Source organism: Mesorhizobium japonicum MAFF 303099 (assembly GCF_000009625.1).
GTDB lineage: Bacteria > Pseudomonadota > Alphaproteobacteria > Rhizobiales > Rhizobiaceae > Mesorhizobium > Mesorhizobium japonicum.
The window spans coordinates 712,238-729,832 of the sequence record NC_002678.2 but is presented as its reverse complement, the minus strand read 5'-3'; the positions used below and the strand labels follow the sequence as shown (position 1 = coordinate 729,832).

15 protein-coding genes are annotated in these 17,595 nt (G+C 63.3%); 12 read left to right on the top strand and 3 right to left on the bottom strand.

From position 1 onward, the window contains the following. Positions 1-105 precede the first annotated feature (105 nt). Entirely contained in the window at positions 106-1,230 is a 1,125-nt protein-coding gene (locus tag MAFF_RS04735) for a DUF2336 domain-containing protein (RefSeq protein ID WP_044547730.1), read from the top strand. Here the strand turns inward: MAFF_RS04735 and MAFF_RS04730 are convergent. Beyond that, the gene (locus MAFF_RS04730; protein ID WP_010909744.1) at positions 1,227-3,293 is read right to left on the bottom strand and encodes an FUSC family protein; all 2,067 of its coding nucleotides are present in this window, start codon (positions 3,291-3,293) and stop codon (positions 1,227-1,229) included. The two genes, MAFF_RS04735 and MAFF_RS04730, sit on opposite strands and share 4 nt — an antisense overlap. A 44-nt stretch (positions 3,294-3,337) precedes the next feature. Next, a complete protein-coding gene (parE, locus tag MAFF_RS04725; RefSeq protein ID WP_010909743.1) occupies positions 3,338-5,395 on the bottom strand; it encodes a DNA topoisomerase IV subunit B in 2,058 nt (685 codons plus the stop codon). 237 nt (positions 5,396-5,632) lie between these two features. Here parE and cpaB point away from each other — a divergent pair, with 237 nt between their 5' ends. Genes cpaB through MAFF_RS04690 form a run of 7 tightly spaced genes read left to right on the top strand, consistent with a single transcriptional unit; the run spans position 5,633 to position 12,914 of the window. After that, positions 5,633-6,559, top strand: coding sequence for a Flp pilus assembly protein CpaB (gene cpaB, locus MAFF_RS04720; protein WP_010909742.1), 927 nt, complete (start codon positions 5,633-5,635; stop codon positions 6,557-6,559). Between the two features lie 57 nt (positions 6,560-6,616). Further along, positions 6,617-8,035, top strand: a complete 1,419-nt coding sequence (locus tag MAFF_RS04715) for a type II and III secretion system protein family protein (protein WP_420651759.1) — start codon at positions 6,617-6,619, stop codon at positions 8,033-8,035. Positions 8,036-8,039: 4 nt separating this feature from the next. Next, the gene (locus MAFF_RS04710) at positions 8,040-8,309 is read left to right on the top strand and encodes a hypothetical protein (protein WP_032930464.1); all 270 of its coding nucleotides are present in this window, start codon (positions 8,040-8,042) and stop codon (positions 8,307-8,309) included. A 35-nt stretch (positions 8,310-8,344) separates the two neighbouring features. Then, positions 8,345-9,559, top strand: a complete 1,215-nt coding sequence (locus tag MAFF_RS04705; protein ID WP_032930463.1) for an AAA family ATPase — start codon at positions 8,345-8,347, stop codon at positions 9,557-9,559. Beyond that, the gene (locus tag MAFF_RS04700; RefSeq protein ID WP_010909738.1) at positions 9,556-10,977 is read left to right on the top strand and encodes a CpaF family protein; all 1,422 of its coding nucleotides are present in this window, start codon (positions 9,556-9,558) and stop codon (positions 10,975-10,977) included. Before MAFF_RS04705 ends, MAFF_RS04700 begins: the two co-directional genes overlap by 4 nt. 4 nt (positions 10,978-10,981) lie before the next feature. Beyond that, complete coding sequence (locus MAFF_RS04695; RefSeq protein ID WP_044547725.1) at positions 10,982-11,947, top strand: type II secretion system F family protein; 966 nt, start codon at positions 10,982-10,984, stop codon at positions 11,945-11,947. 1 nt (position 11,948) lies between these two features. After that, positions 11,949-12,914 carry a type II secretion system F family protein gene (locus tag MAFF_RS04690; protein WP_044547724.1) on the top strand — a complete coding sequence of 322 codons (966 nt, stop codon included), beginning with the start codon at positions 11,949-11,951 and terminating at the stop codon, positions 12,912-12,914. 72 nt (positions 12,915-12,986) lie between these two features. Here MAFF_RS04690 and MAFF_RS04685 read toward each other — a convergent pair whose 3' ends face one another. Continuing rightward, positions 12,987-13,607 carry a DUF2306 domain-containing protein gene (locus tag MAFF_RS04685; RefSeq protein WP_157865906.1) on the bottom strand — a complete coding sequence of 207 codons (621 nt, stop codon included), beginning with the start codon at positions 13,605-13,607 and terminating at the stop codon, positions 12,987-12,989. 183 nt (positions 13,608-13,790) lie between these two features. Here MAFF_RS04685 and MAFF_RS04680 point away from each other — a divergent pair, with 183 nt between their 5' ends. The 4 genes from MAFF_RS04680 to MAFF_RS04665 all read left to right on the top strand — a co-directional run bounded on the left by MAFF_RS04680 (position 13,791) and on the right by MAFF_RS04665 (position 17,593). Beyond that, positions 13,791-14,636 carry a LytTR family DNA-binding domain-containing protein gene (locus MAFF_RS04680; protein ID WP_010909735.1) on the top strand — a complete coding sequence of 282 codons (846 nt, stop codon included), beginning with the start codon at positions 13,791-13,793 and terminating at the stop codon, positions 14,634-14,636. Positions 14,637-14,782: 146 nt separating this feature from the next. Continuing rightward, entirely contained in the window at positions 14,783-15,610 is an 828-nt protein-coding gene (locus MAFF_RS04675) for a hypothetical protein (RefSeq protein WP_010909734.1), read from the top strand. A 159-nt stretch (positions 15,611-15,769) separates the two neighbouring features. Beyond that, the gene (locus tag MAFF_RS04670; protein WP_010909733.1) at positions 15,770-16,243 is read left to right on the top strand and encodes a tetratricopeptide repeat protein; all 474 of its coding nucleotides are present in this window, start codon (positions 15,770-15,772) and stop codon (positions 16,241-16,243) included. A gap of 174 nt (positions 16,244-16,417) precedes the next feature. Further along, positions 16,418-17,593 carry a GGDEF domain-containing protein gene (locus MAFF_RS04665; RefSeq protein ID WP_010909732.1) on the top strand — a complete coding sequence of 392 codons (1,176 nt, stop codon included), beginning with the start codon at positions 16,418-16,420 and terminating at the stop codon, positions 17,591-17,593. Positions 17,594-17,595: the final 2 nt, after the last annotated feature.

The following is a 17,595-nucleotide window of genomic DNA, read 5'->3' as shown; positions in this document are numbered from 1 at the left end:
GCTCGCAAGCCAGTTAATGAACATGGTGAACCGTTCGTAAACCATTTCTGCCTACCGTCTTAAGCGGGGCCGGAAACCTCCCGGCAAGGGGCGTAAGCAGGCGGCATGGTTGTTGTTTCGCATTTCCTGAAATGGATCTATACGGCAAGAGTGTCCGAGCGCGCCGCCGCGGCCAATGCGCTGGCCCGGGCCTATGTCAATTCCGAATTGCCGTTCGAGGACCGCTGCGCGGCGGAAGCGGCGCTGACGCTGCTGCTCGACGATGCTTCGTCAAAGGTGCGGTTGGCGATGGCCGAAGCGCTCTCCATGAGCCATCACGCGCCGCTGCAGATCATCAGCGCACTGGCCTCCGACCAGCCAGAAGTCGCCGGTGTCGTGCTGGCGCGTTCGCCGCTGCTTACCGATGCCGATCTGATCAACCGCGTGGCGGCGAGTCAGAAGGCGACGCAGAAGCTGATCGCCGACCGTCCTGTCGTCTCGATGGCGCTGTCGGCGGCGATCGCCGAGATCGGCGAGGCGGAAGCCTGCGCGGTGCTGCTCGCCAACAGCGGCGCCGACATCGCTTCTCTGAGCTTCCGCCGCATGGCCGAACGCCATGGGCATCTGCCGCAGGTGCGCGAGGCGCTGATATTGGACATCAGGCTGCCTGCCGACTGCCGGCACATGCTGCTGATCAAGCTCGGCGAGACGTTGAAGACATCGCCGCTGGTCATGGCATTGATGGGCGCCGCGCGGGCCGATCGCGTCCTGCGGGACGCCTGCGTCAAGGCCTCGGTGACACTGATCGAGGGCACGCGCCAGGAAGAACATGCCGCGCTGATCGAGCATCTCAGGCTGCGCGGCGACCTCACTGCGAGCTTCCTCATCCGCACCATCGCGCATGGCAAGGTCGATTTCTTCGGCTCCACGCTGGTCGCACTCGCCCAGCAGTCCGAACCGCGGGTGAGGGCGCTGCTGGCCGGCGGCCACGACGTGGCCTTGCAGGCATTGTTCCGCAGCGCGGGCCTGGCCGCGGCAACGCATGCGATCATCCTGCGTGCCTTGAAAATCTGGCGGGAGGTCGCCAATGGCAAGCGCATCGCCGGCGTGCAGGAAGTCAGCTGGCTGATGCTCAAGGAGTTGGGCGGGCAATCCGCGGAAGGCGATCTCGCGGCCCTGGTCAAGTCGATCCATCTCGACGCGCTGCGCGAGAACGCGCGGGGTCACGCGCTGGCCATTGCGGCGGCCTAGGCTTTATCCCTCGCGAAAAAATCGGGAAAATCCTCCATCGCGGCGGCAATGATGCGCAGGGATGCCGCGATCTGCAGCATGTCGCCGGGGGCGTTTCGCTGGGCGATGCTCGCCGCGTACTGCCGGGCGACAGCAATGGTGGCTGTCTGCGGATCGCCGGGGGCGCGGAACAGCAGTTCGCGCGCCAGCCCTCTCAGGAAATTGGCGATCGAAAGTGCGGTTTCGGACGGGATGGCATGGTTTTGGCTCGCGCCGCGCAGCCGCAGGATCTCCAGGCCGACCGTGACGGCGGCGACGCCGCCGCCCAGCACCGCATCACCCTTCCTGCCGGAATTCTGCACCAGCGGCATCAGCTGGTTGATGCGGTCATAGGCGAGGCTTTCGAAGGCCGAACGCCTCGGCACGCGCTCGTGCAGGCAAAGCCGTGCCAAATCCTCGCGCATGGCCCGTACGATCCGGTTCGCCGCGAGCCACGGATCGGCGGGCAGCACGACAATGAAGACGCCGATCGCCAGCAGAATGCCTACCAGAACGGACGCCGAGCCGGCGAAGAACGGGCCAGGATCGTAGGTCATCGCCTGATGCGGGCTGAGGAAAGCGAGGAAGTTGATGGCGAAGGCCGTGGCTATGCCGACATAGCGCGGATTGGCCATGCCCAGCGCCGTCGGCACCAGGATCGGCACAACGAACAGCACGAACCAGCCGAAGCCGGGCAAAGCAGGCAATGCGATCTGGCCGATGAGAAAGGCAAAGGGCAAAGCCAGCAGCGTGCCCTTGAAGAAGCCCCAGGACACCTGCACCGGATCGGGGCGAGCGGCGAAAAGGCTGGATACGACGGCAACGAGAATGACCGTGCCCGCCGCCTCGGACCATTTCGTCGTCAGCCAGAAGGCCGCGACCAGCAGGGTGGCAAGGGCGGCACGCACGGCATTGCGCGATGCGCCGGGGTAGTCGCGGTGCACCACCAGCGCAGGCTGCCTGCCGGCGCGGCCGGTACCTGTGACCGGCGCGCGCAAGGCATCGAGCCCGCGCAGCACCTGCTTGAGCGCCTCGGCGAAATCGGCGGCGATGGTGAGGCGGGTGATGGTGCCGACCCTGTCGTCACCCTGGTCGATTGAAGCATCGGGCAGTTGCCGGGCCCTGGCCGAGATGGCGTCGAGCTGTTCCACCCAGGGTGCCGTATCGTCCAGTGCGCCGGGCTTTGTTGCCAAATCGCCGACAAGGGCCTGCAATTGCGAACGCACCGGGATGAGGGCTGCGTTTTTCGGAGCGGCGTGCGAATGCAGGGCGCGTGCCGCCGACAGGGCCGAGAGCAATTGTCCGATGGTGCGCCGCACCGGGTGGGCACGCGGCGCGAAGCTCGGCGCTTCCAGCCTTGCATAGGCGCGCATTTCGCCAAGTGTCTGGGTGTCCGCGACGAGTTTGCGATGCAGTGCGGAAAGTGTCGCTGTATCACCTCCCGAGAAGGCGCCCGCGGCATAGGTGGCAAGGTCGAGAATGCAGCGCTTCAGCCGCGATATGATGGCATCGCTGGCCAGTTTCGGCAGGATCAGCCGGCTGGTCACGCCGGCGCAGACGATGCCAAGCACGATTTCCGCGCAACGGGCGACAGCGAGATCGACGACCAGATGCGGCTGTCCGAAGGCAGGCAGGCCGATGATCATCGCCGTGTAGCCGGCAAGTGCCGCACCATAGGCTTCGGGATTGCGCAGCAATGAGGAAACGAAGGTGCAGATGCCGATCCAGACGGCGAGCACCGTCACCAGAACCCATGGGTTGGTGCCGAAGACAGTGGTGATGCCGATCGCCGCCAGCCCGCCGGCCAGCGTGCCGAGCAACCGGTAGAAACCCTTCGCCAGCACCATACCCGCGACAGGCTGGGCGACGATGAACACCGTCATCATCGCCCATTGCGGGTGGTCGAGCTTGAGGGCATAGGCGGCAAGCAGCGCAATCAGGCCGGCCGAAACGGTGCGCAGGGCGAAAATCCAGTCCGAGCGCGTCGGCTGCGTCAACCCGGCCAGGCTCGTCTCGAAATAGGCTTTCAGCCGCGCCCAGGTCACGTGCCGGTCTCCATATCGGAAGCGCAAGCTAAACTGGCCCGCGGCTAGATATCCAGCACTTCCGTCTCGGCGAATTCGGCACGCTCCTGGATGAAGCGGAAGCGGGCTTCCGGCTTGGTGCCCATCAGCTCATCGACCCTGTCCTTGGTGGCTGAATCGATTTCGTTCACATCGACCCTGAGCAGCGTGCGCTTTCTCGGATCCATGGTGGTCTCCTTGAGCTGCGAGGCCATCATCTCGCCCAGGCCCTTGAAGCGGCCAAGCTCGACCTTGCCGCGCCCGGTGAATTCGGTGCGCAGGAGCTCGTCCTTGTGCGCATCGTCGCGGGCATAGGCGACCTTGCCGCCTTGCCGGATCGAGTAAAGCGGCGGCACCGCCAGATAGAGATGGCCGCCACGCACCAGCGCCGGCATTTCCTGGTAGAAGAAGGTGATCAGCAGCGAAGCGATATGGGCGCCGTCGACGTCGGCGTCGGTCATGATGATGACGCGGTCGTAGCGCAAATCCTCGTCGCGGTATTTTGAGCGCGTGCCGCAGCCGAGAGCCTGGATCAGGTCCGATATCTGCTGGTTGGCCGCCAGCTTGTCATTGCCGGCACTGGCCACGTTGAGGATTTTTCCGCGCAATGGCAGTACTGCCTGGCTGGCACGGTCGCGCGCCTGTTTGGCCGAGCCGCCGGCGGAGTCACCTTCGACGATGAACAGTTCGGCACCGGCCGCCGCGTTCTGCGTGCAGTCGGCGAGCTTGCCCGGCAGGCGCAATTTGCGCACCGCGCTCTTGCGCGACACTTCTTTTTCCTGGCGCCGGCGCACCCGCTCGTCGGCGCGCGCGATCACCCATTCCAGCAGCTTCGAGGCTTCCTGCGGATTGTCGGCCAGCCAATGGTCGAACGGATCGCGGATCGCGGTCTCGACAATGCGGATTGCCTCGATCGTCGCCAGCCTGTCCTTGGTCTGGCCAACGAATTCAGGCTCGCGGATGAACACCGATAGCATGCCGGCGGCCGAGATCATGACGTCTTCGGAGGTGACGATGGAGGCGCGCTTGTTGCCGACCAGATCGGCATAGGCGCGCAAGCCCCGGGTCAGCACGTTGCGGAAGCCGGCCTCGTGCGTACCGCCTTCGCCGGTCGGGATGGTGTTGCAGTAGGAATTGATGAAGCCGTCGCCGCCGAACCAGGTCACCGCCCATTCGAGCGAGCCATGGCCGCCTTGCTTTTCGCTTTTTCCCGCGAAGATTTCCCGCGTCACCTGAAAGTCGTCGCCGAGCGATGCCTTGAGATAGTCCTTCAGGCCGCCGGGGAAATGGAACTCAGCCTTGGCCGGCGTCTGGTCCTTTTCCTTGATCAGCGAGGGATCGCAGGTCCAGCGGATTTCGACACCGCCGAACAGATAGGCTTTCGAGCGCGTCATGCGGTAGAGGCGCGCCGGTTCGAAGGCCGCGCCCTTGCCGAAGATCTGCTCGTCGGGATGGAAGCGGATTTTCGTTCCGCGCCGATTATGGACCTCGCCAAGCTGCTCTAGGCCGCTTACCGGAATGCCGCGCGAAAAGCGCTGGCGATAGAGCTGGCGGCCACGCGCGACCTCGACCTCGAGATGATCCGACAGCGCGTTGACCACGGAAACGCCGACGCCATGCAGGCCGCCGGAGGTTTCATAGACCTTGGAGTCGAATTTGCCGCCCGAATGCAGCGTCGTCATGATGACTTCGAGCGCCGGCTTCTTGAATTTCGGATGCGGATCGACCGGGATGCCGCGGCCATTGTCGGTAACGGTCAGAAACCCGTCGGCCGAAAGCTCGACATCGATGAAGGTGGCATGGCCGGCAACCGCCTCGTCCATCGAATTGTCGATGACCTCGGCGAACAGGTGATGCATCGCCTTGTCGTCGGTGCCGCCAATATACATGCCTGGCCGGCGGCGCACCGGCTCCAGGCCTTCGAGCACCTCGATGTCGGCGGCGCTGTAGCCCTCGCTGCCATCCTTGGTCGCGGCCGGGCGCTTGGCTGCTGCCTGCACAAGCGGGTCGGCCGGGCGCGCCGGTGTGCGAACCGGCTGCGGCTGCTTGTCCATATTGCCGAAGAGGTCGTTGTTGTCGTCCATGCCTGCCATAGGGTCCGGTGCTGCGAATCACCCGTCGATACTGCCACGCTTTTCAGCGCCAAGCGACGGAGGTTCCTGTTACGTTCGGGGATTTGACCCGTCTTATCCTAAAACCATTCGATAACCAAGCGGGCGGAAATAGGTCCAATACCACCGTTCTACATTCCTGATTCTTTAACAAAGCGGCCTAGCGTGAGCCCAACATAACAAGAAACGACGGGTATCAGGGGTTTCGGCGTGAGGGGCAAGGCCATAACGATGATCGGCATCGCCGCCGTTTTCGGCGCGATCTCGATCTTTGCCGCGGATTTCTGGGTCAAGAGCCAGGCCAAGGCCGATGCCGAGGAGAAGACGGCGTCGATCGCCGCTCCGGTACCGCCCAGGATCGAATTCAAGACCATTGTGGTAGCGAAAGCGCCGCTGCGCTACGGCCAGGAACTCGATCGCGCCAAGCTGATCGAAATCCCCTGGCCGCAGGATTCCCTGCCGCAAGGCGCCTTTGCCACCATCGACGGATTGCTCGGCGAGGGCAATCGCATCGTGCTGTCGCCGATCGAGGTCAACGAACCGGTGCTGCTGACCAAGCTGTCGGGGCCGAACGGCCGCGCGACGCTCTCCAACATGCTGACGCCCGGAATGCGGGCGGTGACCATCCGAACCGACGAGATCGCCGGTGTCGGCGGGTTCGTCACGCCGGGCGACCGCGTCGATGTCGTGCTGACGCGCGATGCCGGCGAAATCCAGGAAGTTGCCAAGAACGCGCAAGGTGCTGCCGGTTCGACCGTCACCTCCGAGATCGTCGTTGCCGACGCCAAGGTGCTGAGTGTCGGCCAGGGTGCCGACGAGCGCCAGACGACGCCGCAGATCACGAATTCCGTGACCATCGAAGTGACGACCGAAGGCGCGCAGAAAGTGGCGCTTGCCCGCACCGTCGGCACGCTGTCGCTGTCGCTGCGCTCGGCCTCCGAAGGCGGCGACGGCAAGAACGGCGTCACCACCATCTCGTCGTTTGGCGGATCGGTGGCGGCCAAGGCTCAGGCCGCGGCCGGCTCGCTGTTCGATGCGATAACCAAGGAGCCGGAGAAGCCGAAATTCAAGACGGTCATCGTGACGCGCGGCACGAAGGCCGAGGAATATCAGGTTCCTGAGCGGGACCAGAAGTAAAGGCCGGTGGGGACCGGACGGGACAGGGCAATGTTGATGTGTACCCTATATCGAATGATGGATCGATCGCGCTTTGCGCGCGCTCTGGCGATGGCTGCCGCGCTGGTTGCGGGCGCAATGCTCGCTTTGCCCGGCGTGGCCAAGGCGGACAATGACATCGTCTATGTCTCGGCGACCAAGAATGCGTCGATCAAGGTCGCCAAGGGCAAGCCCAAGACGATCGTGACGAATGCCGCCTTCTACCAGATCGTCATCGGCGATCCTGAGATCGCCAACGTCAATCCACTGACCGACAAATCCTTCTATGTGCTCGGCAACAATCTCGGCACCACCGGCATTGCGCTGTTCGACGAGAAGAAGCAGCTCGTCGGCACCGTCGACATCGAAGTGACGCTCGACACGGATCAGCTGGCCAGCACCATCCGCGCCAGCGTGCCGGACGCCAAGATCAAGGTCGGCTCGGCCAATGGCCGTGTCGTGCTGTCGGGCGAGGCGGATGATGCGGTCGCCGCCGAAAAGGCAAACAAGATCGCAACGCGCTTTTCCGGCACAGAGGAAGTGATCAACTCGGTCAACATCTCGTCGTCGCAGCAGGTTCAGCTCAACGTCCGCTTCGTCGAGATCAACCGCCAGGCGGGGCAGGATCTGGGTGCCAAATACAGTGCCAATTTTGCCTACGGTTTCGGCGGACGCGACGTTTCGCTCGACCCAGGAACCGTGCCGGCGGCCGGCACCGGCGAAATCATCGGCCGGCTGCTGTCGAACGGCGTGTCGATCGATATCGCCATCAAGGCCCTGGAAGAGCGCGGTCTTGCCCGGCGGTTGGCGGAACCGAACCTGATCGCCCGCTCCGGCGAGACGGCGAGCTTCCTGGCCGGCGGCGAATTCCCGATCCCGGTCTCTGAAGACAACGGCAAGATCTCCGTCAGCTACAAGAAATACGGCGTCAGCCTGGACTTCACGCCGACCGTGCTCAAGGACGGGCTGGTCAGCCTCGACATCGCGCCGGAAGTCTCCTCCATCGATGCGTCGTCCTCCTATAACATCGGCACTATCTCCGTGCCGGGCTTCATCGTGCGCCGCGCCAAGACCTCCGTCGATCTCAAGAACGGCCAGAGCTTCATGATCGCGGGACTGCTGCAGTCGCAAAACGACATCACCACATCGCGCATTCCCGGCCTCGGCAAGATGCCGGTGCTCGGGGCGCTGTTCTCGTCGAAATCCTACCAGCGGCGCGAGACCGATCTGGTCATCATCGTCACGCCCTACCTGGTCAAGCCGGTCGATCCGTCGAAGAAAATGGTCGAGCCGACCGACGGCACGCGGCCGGCCAGCAATGTCGACTATTTCCTCAACAACACCGAGGAAGTGAAGGCATCGGACGCCGGCCGGGCGCTGGCGCTGGCCGATGGCAGCGCCGCACGGACCGCTCCCACCACCACGGTCGGGCACTTCCTCGACCTGCCGAAGGACTGAAGCCATGCGTCTGGTCCTGAGATCGAGTGTCGCCTTGCTCCTTGCCGTTTTGGCCGGCGGCTGCACCAGCGACGATTACATACGCAGCGAAGGGGTGACGCCGGGCTCCGGCAACGCCCAGGCCGCCAACACCGTCATGCAGATGGTCGATCCCTGGAAGTACGGCGTCCAGAACACAAGGCTTCTCGTGCCTGCCAAGCGTGGCGATGCCGGGCCGGTCACGCCGGATCAGGCCGCCGCTTCGAAGGCATCGCAGACGACCACGGGCAACTGACCCCAAAGGGCGATCGAGCTCACAGGCTGACAAAAATGGCAAACGGCATCAAGACCAAGAAGATCCTGCTCGTATCGACGGACAAGACCTTCGTGCAGGACACGCGGACCGCATTCGCCGCCTCCGAGATCATCCAGCTCTCGACAGTGGAAAAGAACGTCACCGAACTGCGCGGCGAGATCCAGGAAGCGGATTTCGGCGCCATCATCGTCGACATGGACGCGGCCAGACTGGAAGAGGTCGAGTCGCTGCAGCGCGTCATGCGCCGGCTGGAGGGCAAGGCGCCGGTGGTTGTCGTCACCCAGGAGTTCAACGCCGCCGCGGTGCGCATCCTGGTACAGCTCAAGGTCGCGGACTTCCTGGTCAAGCCGATCACCACGGCCGATCTGGTGCGCTCAGTGGTGCGGGCCCTGCAAGGGCCGGGGCGTGAGGAAAACACCGAATCGCAAATCTATACCTTCATGCCGGCCGCCGGCGGCGTCGGCACCACGACGCTGGCGCTGCAGACAGCGTTCCAGCTGCATCACTCGGTGACGCGCGGCGCCTCGACCTGCGTGGTCGACCTCAATTTCCAGCAGGGCGCCTGTGCCGAATATCTCGACCTCGAGCCGCGTTTCGACATCACCGAGATCGAGAACCAGCCCGAACGCCTCGACCGGCAATTGCTGGACGTGATGCTGTCCAAGCATGCCAGCGGACTTTGCGTGCTGGCCGCGCCGACGCATCCGGCGGAGATGCGCTCGTTCAAGACCGATGTCGTGGTGCGCATGCTGGACCTCGTCTCGGCCTATTTCGACAATGTCGTCATCGACATGCCGCGCACCTGGTTTCCCTGGACGGAGACGGTGCTGCTTGGCTCCAACAAGCTCTATATCGTCGCCGAGATGACGGTGCCGTGCCTGCGCCACACGCAAAGGCTGATCCAGGCGGTCTACGAGACCGCCGGCAAGGAAGTGAAGCCGAACGTCATCGTCAACCGTTTCGAGCAGAAGATGTTCGACAACGGCATCAAGCAGGCGGACGTCCAGGAGATCCTTGGCGAGCATTTCGTCGGCGGCATCGCGAACAACTACCGGCTGGTGCGCGAGGCGGTCGACCGCGGCGTGCCGCTGCACGAGATCGACCCCAATGCCAATGTCGTCAACGATCTGAAGAAGATCATCCTGCCGGAGGAGGCGGTCGCGACCGGAGCCAAATCGAAGTCGCTGTTCGGCCTCGGCAAGGGCTTCTTGAAAAGGAAGGCCGGATGACCAGCCGTTTTTCCACCCTGCAGAACCGCGACGCGCGTCCGCAGCGCTCGGCGGAGTCAACGCCGGTCGCGCATCATGCGGTCGTCATCCCGACCAGCCGGAAGGCTTTGCCGGCAAAGCCCGATGTCGCGCCGGCAAAGAACGCCAACAAGGTGCTCGATGCGCGCGTGCGCATTCACCGCATGCTGCTCGAGGAAATCAACCTGGTGGCGCTGGAGCGTTTGCCCAAGGATGAGATGCGCCGTCAGGTGCATGATTTCGTTTCGGAAAAGACCCGCCAGGAGCGGATGGCGATCAACACCGCCGAACTCGAAGCGCTGGTCGACGATATCGTCGACGAGATGGTCGGTCTTGGCCCGCTCGAGCCGTTGCTCAAGGATCCCGAAATCAACGACATCCTGATCAACGGCCACCAGAACTGCTTCATCGAAAAGAAGGGCAAGTTGCAGCAGGTCCATATCCCGTTCAAGGATGAGGCGCATCTGCTTAGAATTATTAACAAAATCGTCGCCGCGGTTGGCCGTCGCGTCGACGAATCGCAGCCGATGGTCGATGCCCGTATGCTGGACGGCTCGCGCTTCAACGCGGCCATCCGCCCGGTTGGCGTCGACGGGCCGCTGGTGTCGATCCGCAAATTCTCCAAGAACAAGCTCGGCCTGCACAAGCTGGTCGAATTCGGCGCCATCACCCAGAACATGGCCGAAGTGCTGGCGGCGGCCGTGCACGCCCGCAAGACGACGATCATTTCGGGCGGCACCGGCACCGGCAAGACGACGATGCTCAACGCGTTGTCGGCCTTCATTCCCGAAGACGAGCGGTTGATCACCATCGAGGACGCGGCCGAACTTCAGCTGCAGCAGCCGCATGTCGCGCGCATGGAAACGCGCCCCGCCAACATCGAGGGCCATGGCGAACTCAAGCAGCGCGATCTCGTCAAAAACGCGCTGCGCATGCGTCCCGACCGCGTCATCCTCGGCGAGTGCCGCGGCGAGGAGGCTTTCGACATGCTGCAGGCGATGAACACCGGCCATGAAGGGTCGATGGCGACCATCCACGCCAACACGCCGCGCGATGCCATTTCGCGCCTCGAACAGATGCTGGGCATGACCGGCATGCCGATGACGGTGCAGTCGATCCGCAGTCAGATCGCCAGCGCCATCGACATCATCGTGCAACTGACCCGGCTTTCCGACGGCAAGCGCAAGGTGACGAGCGTTGCCGAGGTGACCGGCATGGAAGGCGACGTCATCCAGATGCAGGAGATATTCCGCTTCGTGCGCACCGGCATGGACGCCGATGGCGGCATTCTCGGTTATTTCGAGGCGACCGGCATCCGGCCGCGCTTCCTGGAGGATCTGCGCGCCATGGGCATCGAGTTTCCCGGACGGTATTTCGAACCCGGTCGGCCGCAGGAGTAGCCAGGTGTTCGACGGGCTGAGCGCAATCTATGTCGTCTATGCCGGAGCAGCACTTACCGGCATCATGATCGCCGAGGCCTGCTATCTCCTCTATGCCGGCCGCAGCGACAAGCGCACCGCCATCAACCGACGCATGAAGCTGCAGGAAAGCAAGATCAGCCAGGAGCAGGTGCTGATCCAACTGCGCAAGGAGCGCGGCCTCGACGCGGGCACCTCGTTGTTCTCGCCGGACCGGTTCCGCGCGCTGCGCACGCAGTCGGGCATGATCATGCCGCTGTCGAAATTCCTGATGATCACCTCCGGCGTGGCGATGGCCATGACCCTGGTCGCCATATGGCATGGCTTGCCGCTGCTGATGGGGCTTCTCCTGTTCGTAGTGCTGATGCCGCTGGTGCCGGTGATGGTGATGCGCTCCAAGCGCAAGCGCCGGCTCAAGCGCTTCGGCATGCAGCTACCCGAGGCGCTGGAGCTGATCACGCGCGGCCTCAAGGCCGGTCACCCCGTGCCGGTGGCAATCGCCATGGTGTCGCGCGAAATGCCCGATCCGATCGGCACCGAGTTCGGCGTCATCGCCGATGAGGTGACCTATGGCTCCGACCTGGTCTCGGCGTTGAATTCGCTGTTCGACAGGGTCGGCCATGAGGATCTGCCGCTGTTCATCACCGCCGTCTCCATCCAGTCCAGTTCGGGCGGCAATTTGCGCGAGATCCTCGACGGCCTTGCATTGACGATCCGCGAGCGCGGCAAGCTGCGCCGCAAGGTGCGCGCCATCTCGACCGAAGGCCGCATGTCGGCCTACATCCTGACGGCGATACCGGCGCTGCTGTTTGCCGCCATCATGGCGCTGATGCCGGGCTTCTACCGCGATGTCTGGGACGAGCCGAAGACCTGGTACCTGATCGGCGGGTCGGTGACCTGGCTGATGCTGGGCAATCTGATGATGTTCAAAATGTCGAATTTCAGGTTCTGACATGCAGGGCTTCATCGAATTCCTCGCCTCGCTCGCACCGACCTCCCTGATGCCGGTGGCGATCCTGCTTTTGGTCCTGGGCAGCGTCGCGGTCGCCTGGCCGATGGTGGCGGCGAAGGGCGACCGCAACGACGTGAAGCGCCGGCTCAAGGTCGACCATGGCGCCATGGCCGCGAAGCCCGAGCCGCCGCAGAAGAAGAACGCCAATGTCGTGCGCGAAAGGGCGGTGAAGCGGGCGCAGGAATTCTACGCCAAGAGCGATCCGGAAAATGTCGCCCGGTTGCGCATGAAGCTGATCCAGGCCGGCTATATGGAGCCGCGCGCCGTCGGCACGTTCTTCATCATTCGCTTTTCGGCGCTGGTCGGCGGCGCGATAGGCGCCTTTGTCCTCAACCAGTGGCTGGCCAGTGCCGAAGCGACGATGACCAGCCGCTGGGCGTTCGTCATCCTGTCGGGCGTGGCCGGCTATTTCCTGCCCGGCCTGGTGCTGACCCAGCAGGTGCGGGAAAAGATGCGCGAATACCGCAACGGCTTTCCCGACTTCATGGATCTGATGATCGTCTGTTCGGATGCCGGCATGAGCATGGAAGCCGGTATCGAGCGCGTCTCGAAGGAACTCGCAAAGACCTATCCCGCGCTCAGCCAGAATTTGCAGCTTGTGTCGCTGGAACTGAGGGCAGGGCGCAGCCTCGACGATGCGCTGAAGGCACTCGCCGACCGCCTCAGCCTGGACGAAGTTCGCTCCTTCGCCACGCTGCTGCAGCAGTCGAAGGAACTCGGCACCAGCCTGTCAGGCGCGTTGCGCGTCTTCTCCGACGAAATGCGCCACAAGCGCATGTCGCTGGCCGAGGAAAAGGCACATGCCTTGCCGGCCAAGATGTCGATACCGGTGACGGTATGCATCCTGCCGGTGGTGCTGATGATCGCGATCATTCCGATCATCGTCAAAATGACGGGTAGCCATTAGGATGTGCCCAAGTGGCTGCCTGGAATAGTGCCTACTCCCAAGCGACGGGTTAAGATGCACTGCCACCGTAATTCATGTTTTTGCTTCGGGAGCTTCGTTGAACAACCGAAGACGCCGCCGAGATTCTAACGCCGAATACAGGGCGACTATCAAGATATTGGGTATCCACGACGTGAATGCCAGAACCGGAGACATGCTCGAATAGCTGCTGTATCCCAACGCGTAACCGATCGGAATCTGCAGGCGAAGGACAACGGCTGCGAAAGTCAACGCGTAGCTGAACCGCATAAGCAGCCGATGCCACTCAAACGCTGCCCATACGGCCGAAATCCAGGCGGCCACCGTCGTGCCGATCCATAATACCGCGAGAATCCCGAAGCCGAGACCGGCGACCCAGCCGCCCGAAGCAAATGGTGACGTGGCCAGTGCTCCCGCTCCACTTATAACGCACGCCAGGACGTAAACTCGGCCGGACCAACGATGCAGCGTCGGATGGCGCGCACGTAGCTGCGGGTAGAATTGGAATGGTCCCAGCATCAAGGCGGCAGGGGCTATGAGCATGTGAATCAACGCTTGCAGCGGCACGTGCAGTATCACTGCCTTGATGCCCGGATCGATGCCGAACCAAACGTTGTCCAATGTGGCGTAGTATCGCAAGGCGTGCACGGCCACGACTGTGGCGAGCACGGCCATAACGCCCCGCCCAATTCGAGGGATGTACCTCTTCTGCATCTGTCTCGCACCTTGCCGCTACGATCGGTCAAGCCGTTTGGTCTTATCGCGGGTATTTCCCCGGAGGGAGAAGGCGCAGTATGATTGAACCGTTCTGGCGGACAAGGATCGCGGGACCGCCGGCGCGAGAACAGGGATGAAACAATGAGTGCTGGGCCGAATAGCATTCTCAACGTGACAAAAGGCGCTCCATTTGCGCTGGATGCTGCATCATTTGGGATGATTGCGGCCGGCGTAGCGGCGATCGATCTGTCCAATGTGTTCACCATCGTGCACAATTCGCTCCGTCACGGCCCCGGCGTCGCACTGTGGATCCCGAGCGTAGCCGAGGCGTCGAGCGGCGTGTCGGCTTTGGCCGCGGTGTGGATCATCGCGTCGGCTCTGCGGCTCGCAAGTCCAGGGCGGATGCACTGGGGCGGCGTGGCATTGGTTCACGCCTTGGCCAGTCTCTGCTTCTCGGCGCAACATGTGCTGGGCATGGTGGCGCTCAGAAAGGTCATCTATGGCGTGATGGGTGCCCACTATCAATTTGAGCTCGGCGATTGGCTCTATGAATATCGGAAGGATTTGCTGACTTACCTGATCATCGCGGCTTGCCTGGCCGCCTTCCGCTCGCGCGCAGAGAACGTCAGGCGCGAAGCCGCCCCGCGGTTCGAGAGTGAACCCGTTTTCGATATCGACATTGGGGCGCGTACGATACGCGTCCCTCTGCGAGCGGTATTGGCTCTACGCGCCGCCGGCAACTATGTGGAAGTGCTCCTGGAAGACGGACGGCGGCTGCTCGTTCGCGGGACGCTTACCTCCTATGCGGAACGACTGGTCCCATCCGGCTTCGAACGCACGCATCGATCTTGGTTGGTCAACAGGGCGCGCGTAACAGGCCTTCGCCCCGCCGGCTCGGGTGACATGCACCTGGATCTCCCCGGCGGCTGCGAGGCGCCCCTCTCGCGCCGCTTCCCGGAGGCGCTGCGTCGGCTAAAACAGAAGTAGCAGGCGCCGCTGTCGAAGATCGGCAAGGAACTGGCGGTTCAAAAACCGTCGGCATCTGCAAAATCAGCAAATGAGAGTCGACAAATCCGGAGCGGTGACGGACAACCATTGTCCTGCCTGAACGCGGCCCGCGACGTGAGAATCCCATGCGAATATTGTTGTGTGCCGCCGCTCTTGCCGCAGCCAGCCTGTGGCCCGCTTTGGCCGCGGCCGACGATTGCGGCGATGCTGCCGCGCTGTTGCGGCAGGCTTATCCCAAGGTTCAAAAAAGCGCCGACGGCCGCTCGTTCACGCTCGAACCGCATACCAGCATCACGCTTGCGGTCCCGCAGGACGGTATGCCTGGCCTGGTCTGCAAGGTCTGGCCTGCCCATAATGATCTTCTGCTGGTCGCGGTGCCGCTGATCGACAGCGCCCAATCTGTCGACGGCCAGCATGTTGGCGACATCGAGCTTCTCGTCGTCGACAGGAAGACCTTGCAGGTACGCCAGCGCCTGCTCCAGCCCAAGTTGATGAATGACGATGCCGTCGCCATCCGAGGCATCGAATTCGATACCGCGCGCTATGGGCTGGCGCCCGGCGTCACCGCCTTCGGCCTGCGCATCGACATGGCCAATCATTCACAGCCCAATCCTTTCAACGAAACCGACCTGCGGCTCTACGCCATCGCCGGAAATGCGCTGCAAGCGGTGCTCGACGGGCTTGCCGTGGCCGGCCATGGCGGCGAAGGCGACACCAGTTGCGCGGGATCCTTTCATTCCAGCCAGGTCAGCCTGGCGATGAGCCCGACGATCCATCGCGGCTACCATGACATCATCGCGGTCGAACGGCAGGATACCGACGAGCCGCTCCCCGACAAGGATGGCGAGTGCCAGTCCCACCCCGGCAAATCGGTGAGCCGGACCTACCAGCTGCGCTATGACGGCAGCCGCTACCCGGTTCCGGCCGCACTCAAGGCAATGGACCCGCCGTGAGACCGCCCCCGCGTCCGCTTGAGGCGTTGGGACCTAGTGGTTAATGGCCGGTATTGCGGAAACCAAATCTTAGCTGCATTTCGGCACCGAAGCTTAATCGCTTTGCTCTAATGTCTTTACCTGAAGAACGACCCGGCAAATCGGGCGACGGGGCAGGGCATGCGTCAGACACAATTTGCGGCGGCGGCCATGATGGCGGCCGTCCTGATGATCACCGGGTGTACGACGAACAACAACGTCGACACGACCAAGACGACCGCGATCCAGCCGAAGGCGAAGGATGTCGACACATCCGACCTGGCACAGGGCAAGGCGCAGTTTCGCGACGCCAATTATGGTCTCGCCGAACAGCATTTCCGCAAGGCCGTCGAGCTGAAGGCCGACAATGCGGAGGCCTGGATGGGGCTGGCCGCCTCCTATGACGAGCTCGGCCGCTTCGACTTCGCCGACCGCGCCTATGGCCAGCTCTTGAAGGTCGCCGGCCGCAAGCCGCAGATCGTCAACAATATGGGCTATTCGCAACTGCTGCGCGGCAACAAGAAGAAGGCCAGGGCTCTGCTGCTCGAGGCGAAGGCCGGCATGGCCGACCCGACGGTCGTCAACGCCAATCTCGCCTTGCTGAACAAGGGCTGATGCGCGTTTGATCCTCGCGCTGGCCAAGGGGCCGATTTCCGGACAGGCACTGTCGACGCTTTGTAAACCCTAAACGCAGCTTGGGTCGAAAGACCTGCTGAAAGCCATGTTCGAGGGCTGCCGGTGACCTAGAATGCGGCGTAACCGCCGACGCTGGAGAGGCCCCCGCCCGATATGCTGGATTTCAGTTCGCTCCTGCTCGCGGCCGCGCTGTCGGGCACATGCCTGGCCGTCACCATGTTTGCCATCTGGCTCACCGCGCCGCGGGCGCGTTTCGTGCTGACGGTGGCGTGCGGCATCCTCGTGCTTGTCGCGCATGTGATCCTGTTCTGGCGTTACACCAAGGAGCCCGATCCGCTGCTTTGCCAGATCGCGCTGGCGCTGCTCAGCCTGGGCTTCCTGATTATCTGCCTTTCGGCCATGCAGTATCTCGGCGTACCGGATCATAGACGAGTGATCGTGCCGACGCTTGCCGCCATGGCAGTCTGCGCCGCCTTTACCTTCCTCGGCCTTGACGGTGTCGGCTTCATCGTCACCTACGCGACGGTGACCGTGCTGCTGTCGACGATCGGGGCCATGTTCTGGGTTAATGGCAGCCACGACCGCCGGATCCTGCTGGTGGTTTCGTTCCTGAGTGGCACCTGCGCGGTGTCGTTTGCCCTTTGCGGCGTGGTTCTGATGGCGAAGGGGCAATGGGCGCTCGGGGCGGCGCCTGACAACTGGGCCGAACGTCTGAATTCCGTCGTGGCGGTGGCCTGCATGACGGGTCTGGGCGCCCTGACGCTCTCGCTGCACCATTTGCAGGCGCAGATCGAACTGAAGGCCGAGACGATGACCGATCCATTGACCGGGCTGATGAACCGTCGTGGGTTGATGTCCCTCCACGGCGAGCGGCCCTTCGGTCCGTTCATGGCGGTCGTCATGTTCGATCTCGATCACTTCAAGAGGACGAACGACATCTACGGTCACCCGGTCGGGGACCAGGTGCTGTGCCGCTTCGCCGCCGTCATCCGGAAATATGCCAGGACCGGCGTCGACGCCTTTCGCCTGGGCGGCGAGGAGTTCGCCATCGTCATGTCGCGGATGACGGAAGAGCGCGCCCATGATCTCGCCAGCAAGATCGGCGTCGCCTTCGGCACCGAGATCGTTCCTACCCCGCTCGGCCCATTGCGCAGCACGGTCAGCGGCGGCATCGGCTTTGGCGGCGCTGACGGCAGCAGCCTCGACGAGGTCCTGGCCGAGGCGGACGCCGCGCTCTATGCGGCCAAGCGCGCCGGCCGAAACTGCGTTGTCAGCCGCAAAAGAATGGGCAAGGCCGAACCGGTCAAGCCGGCCTTGCGCTCTGCGTAGGC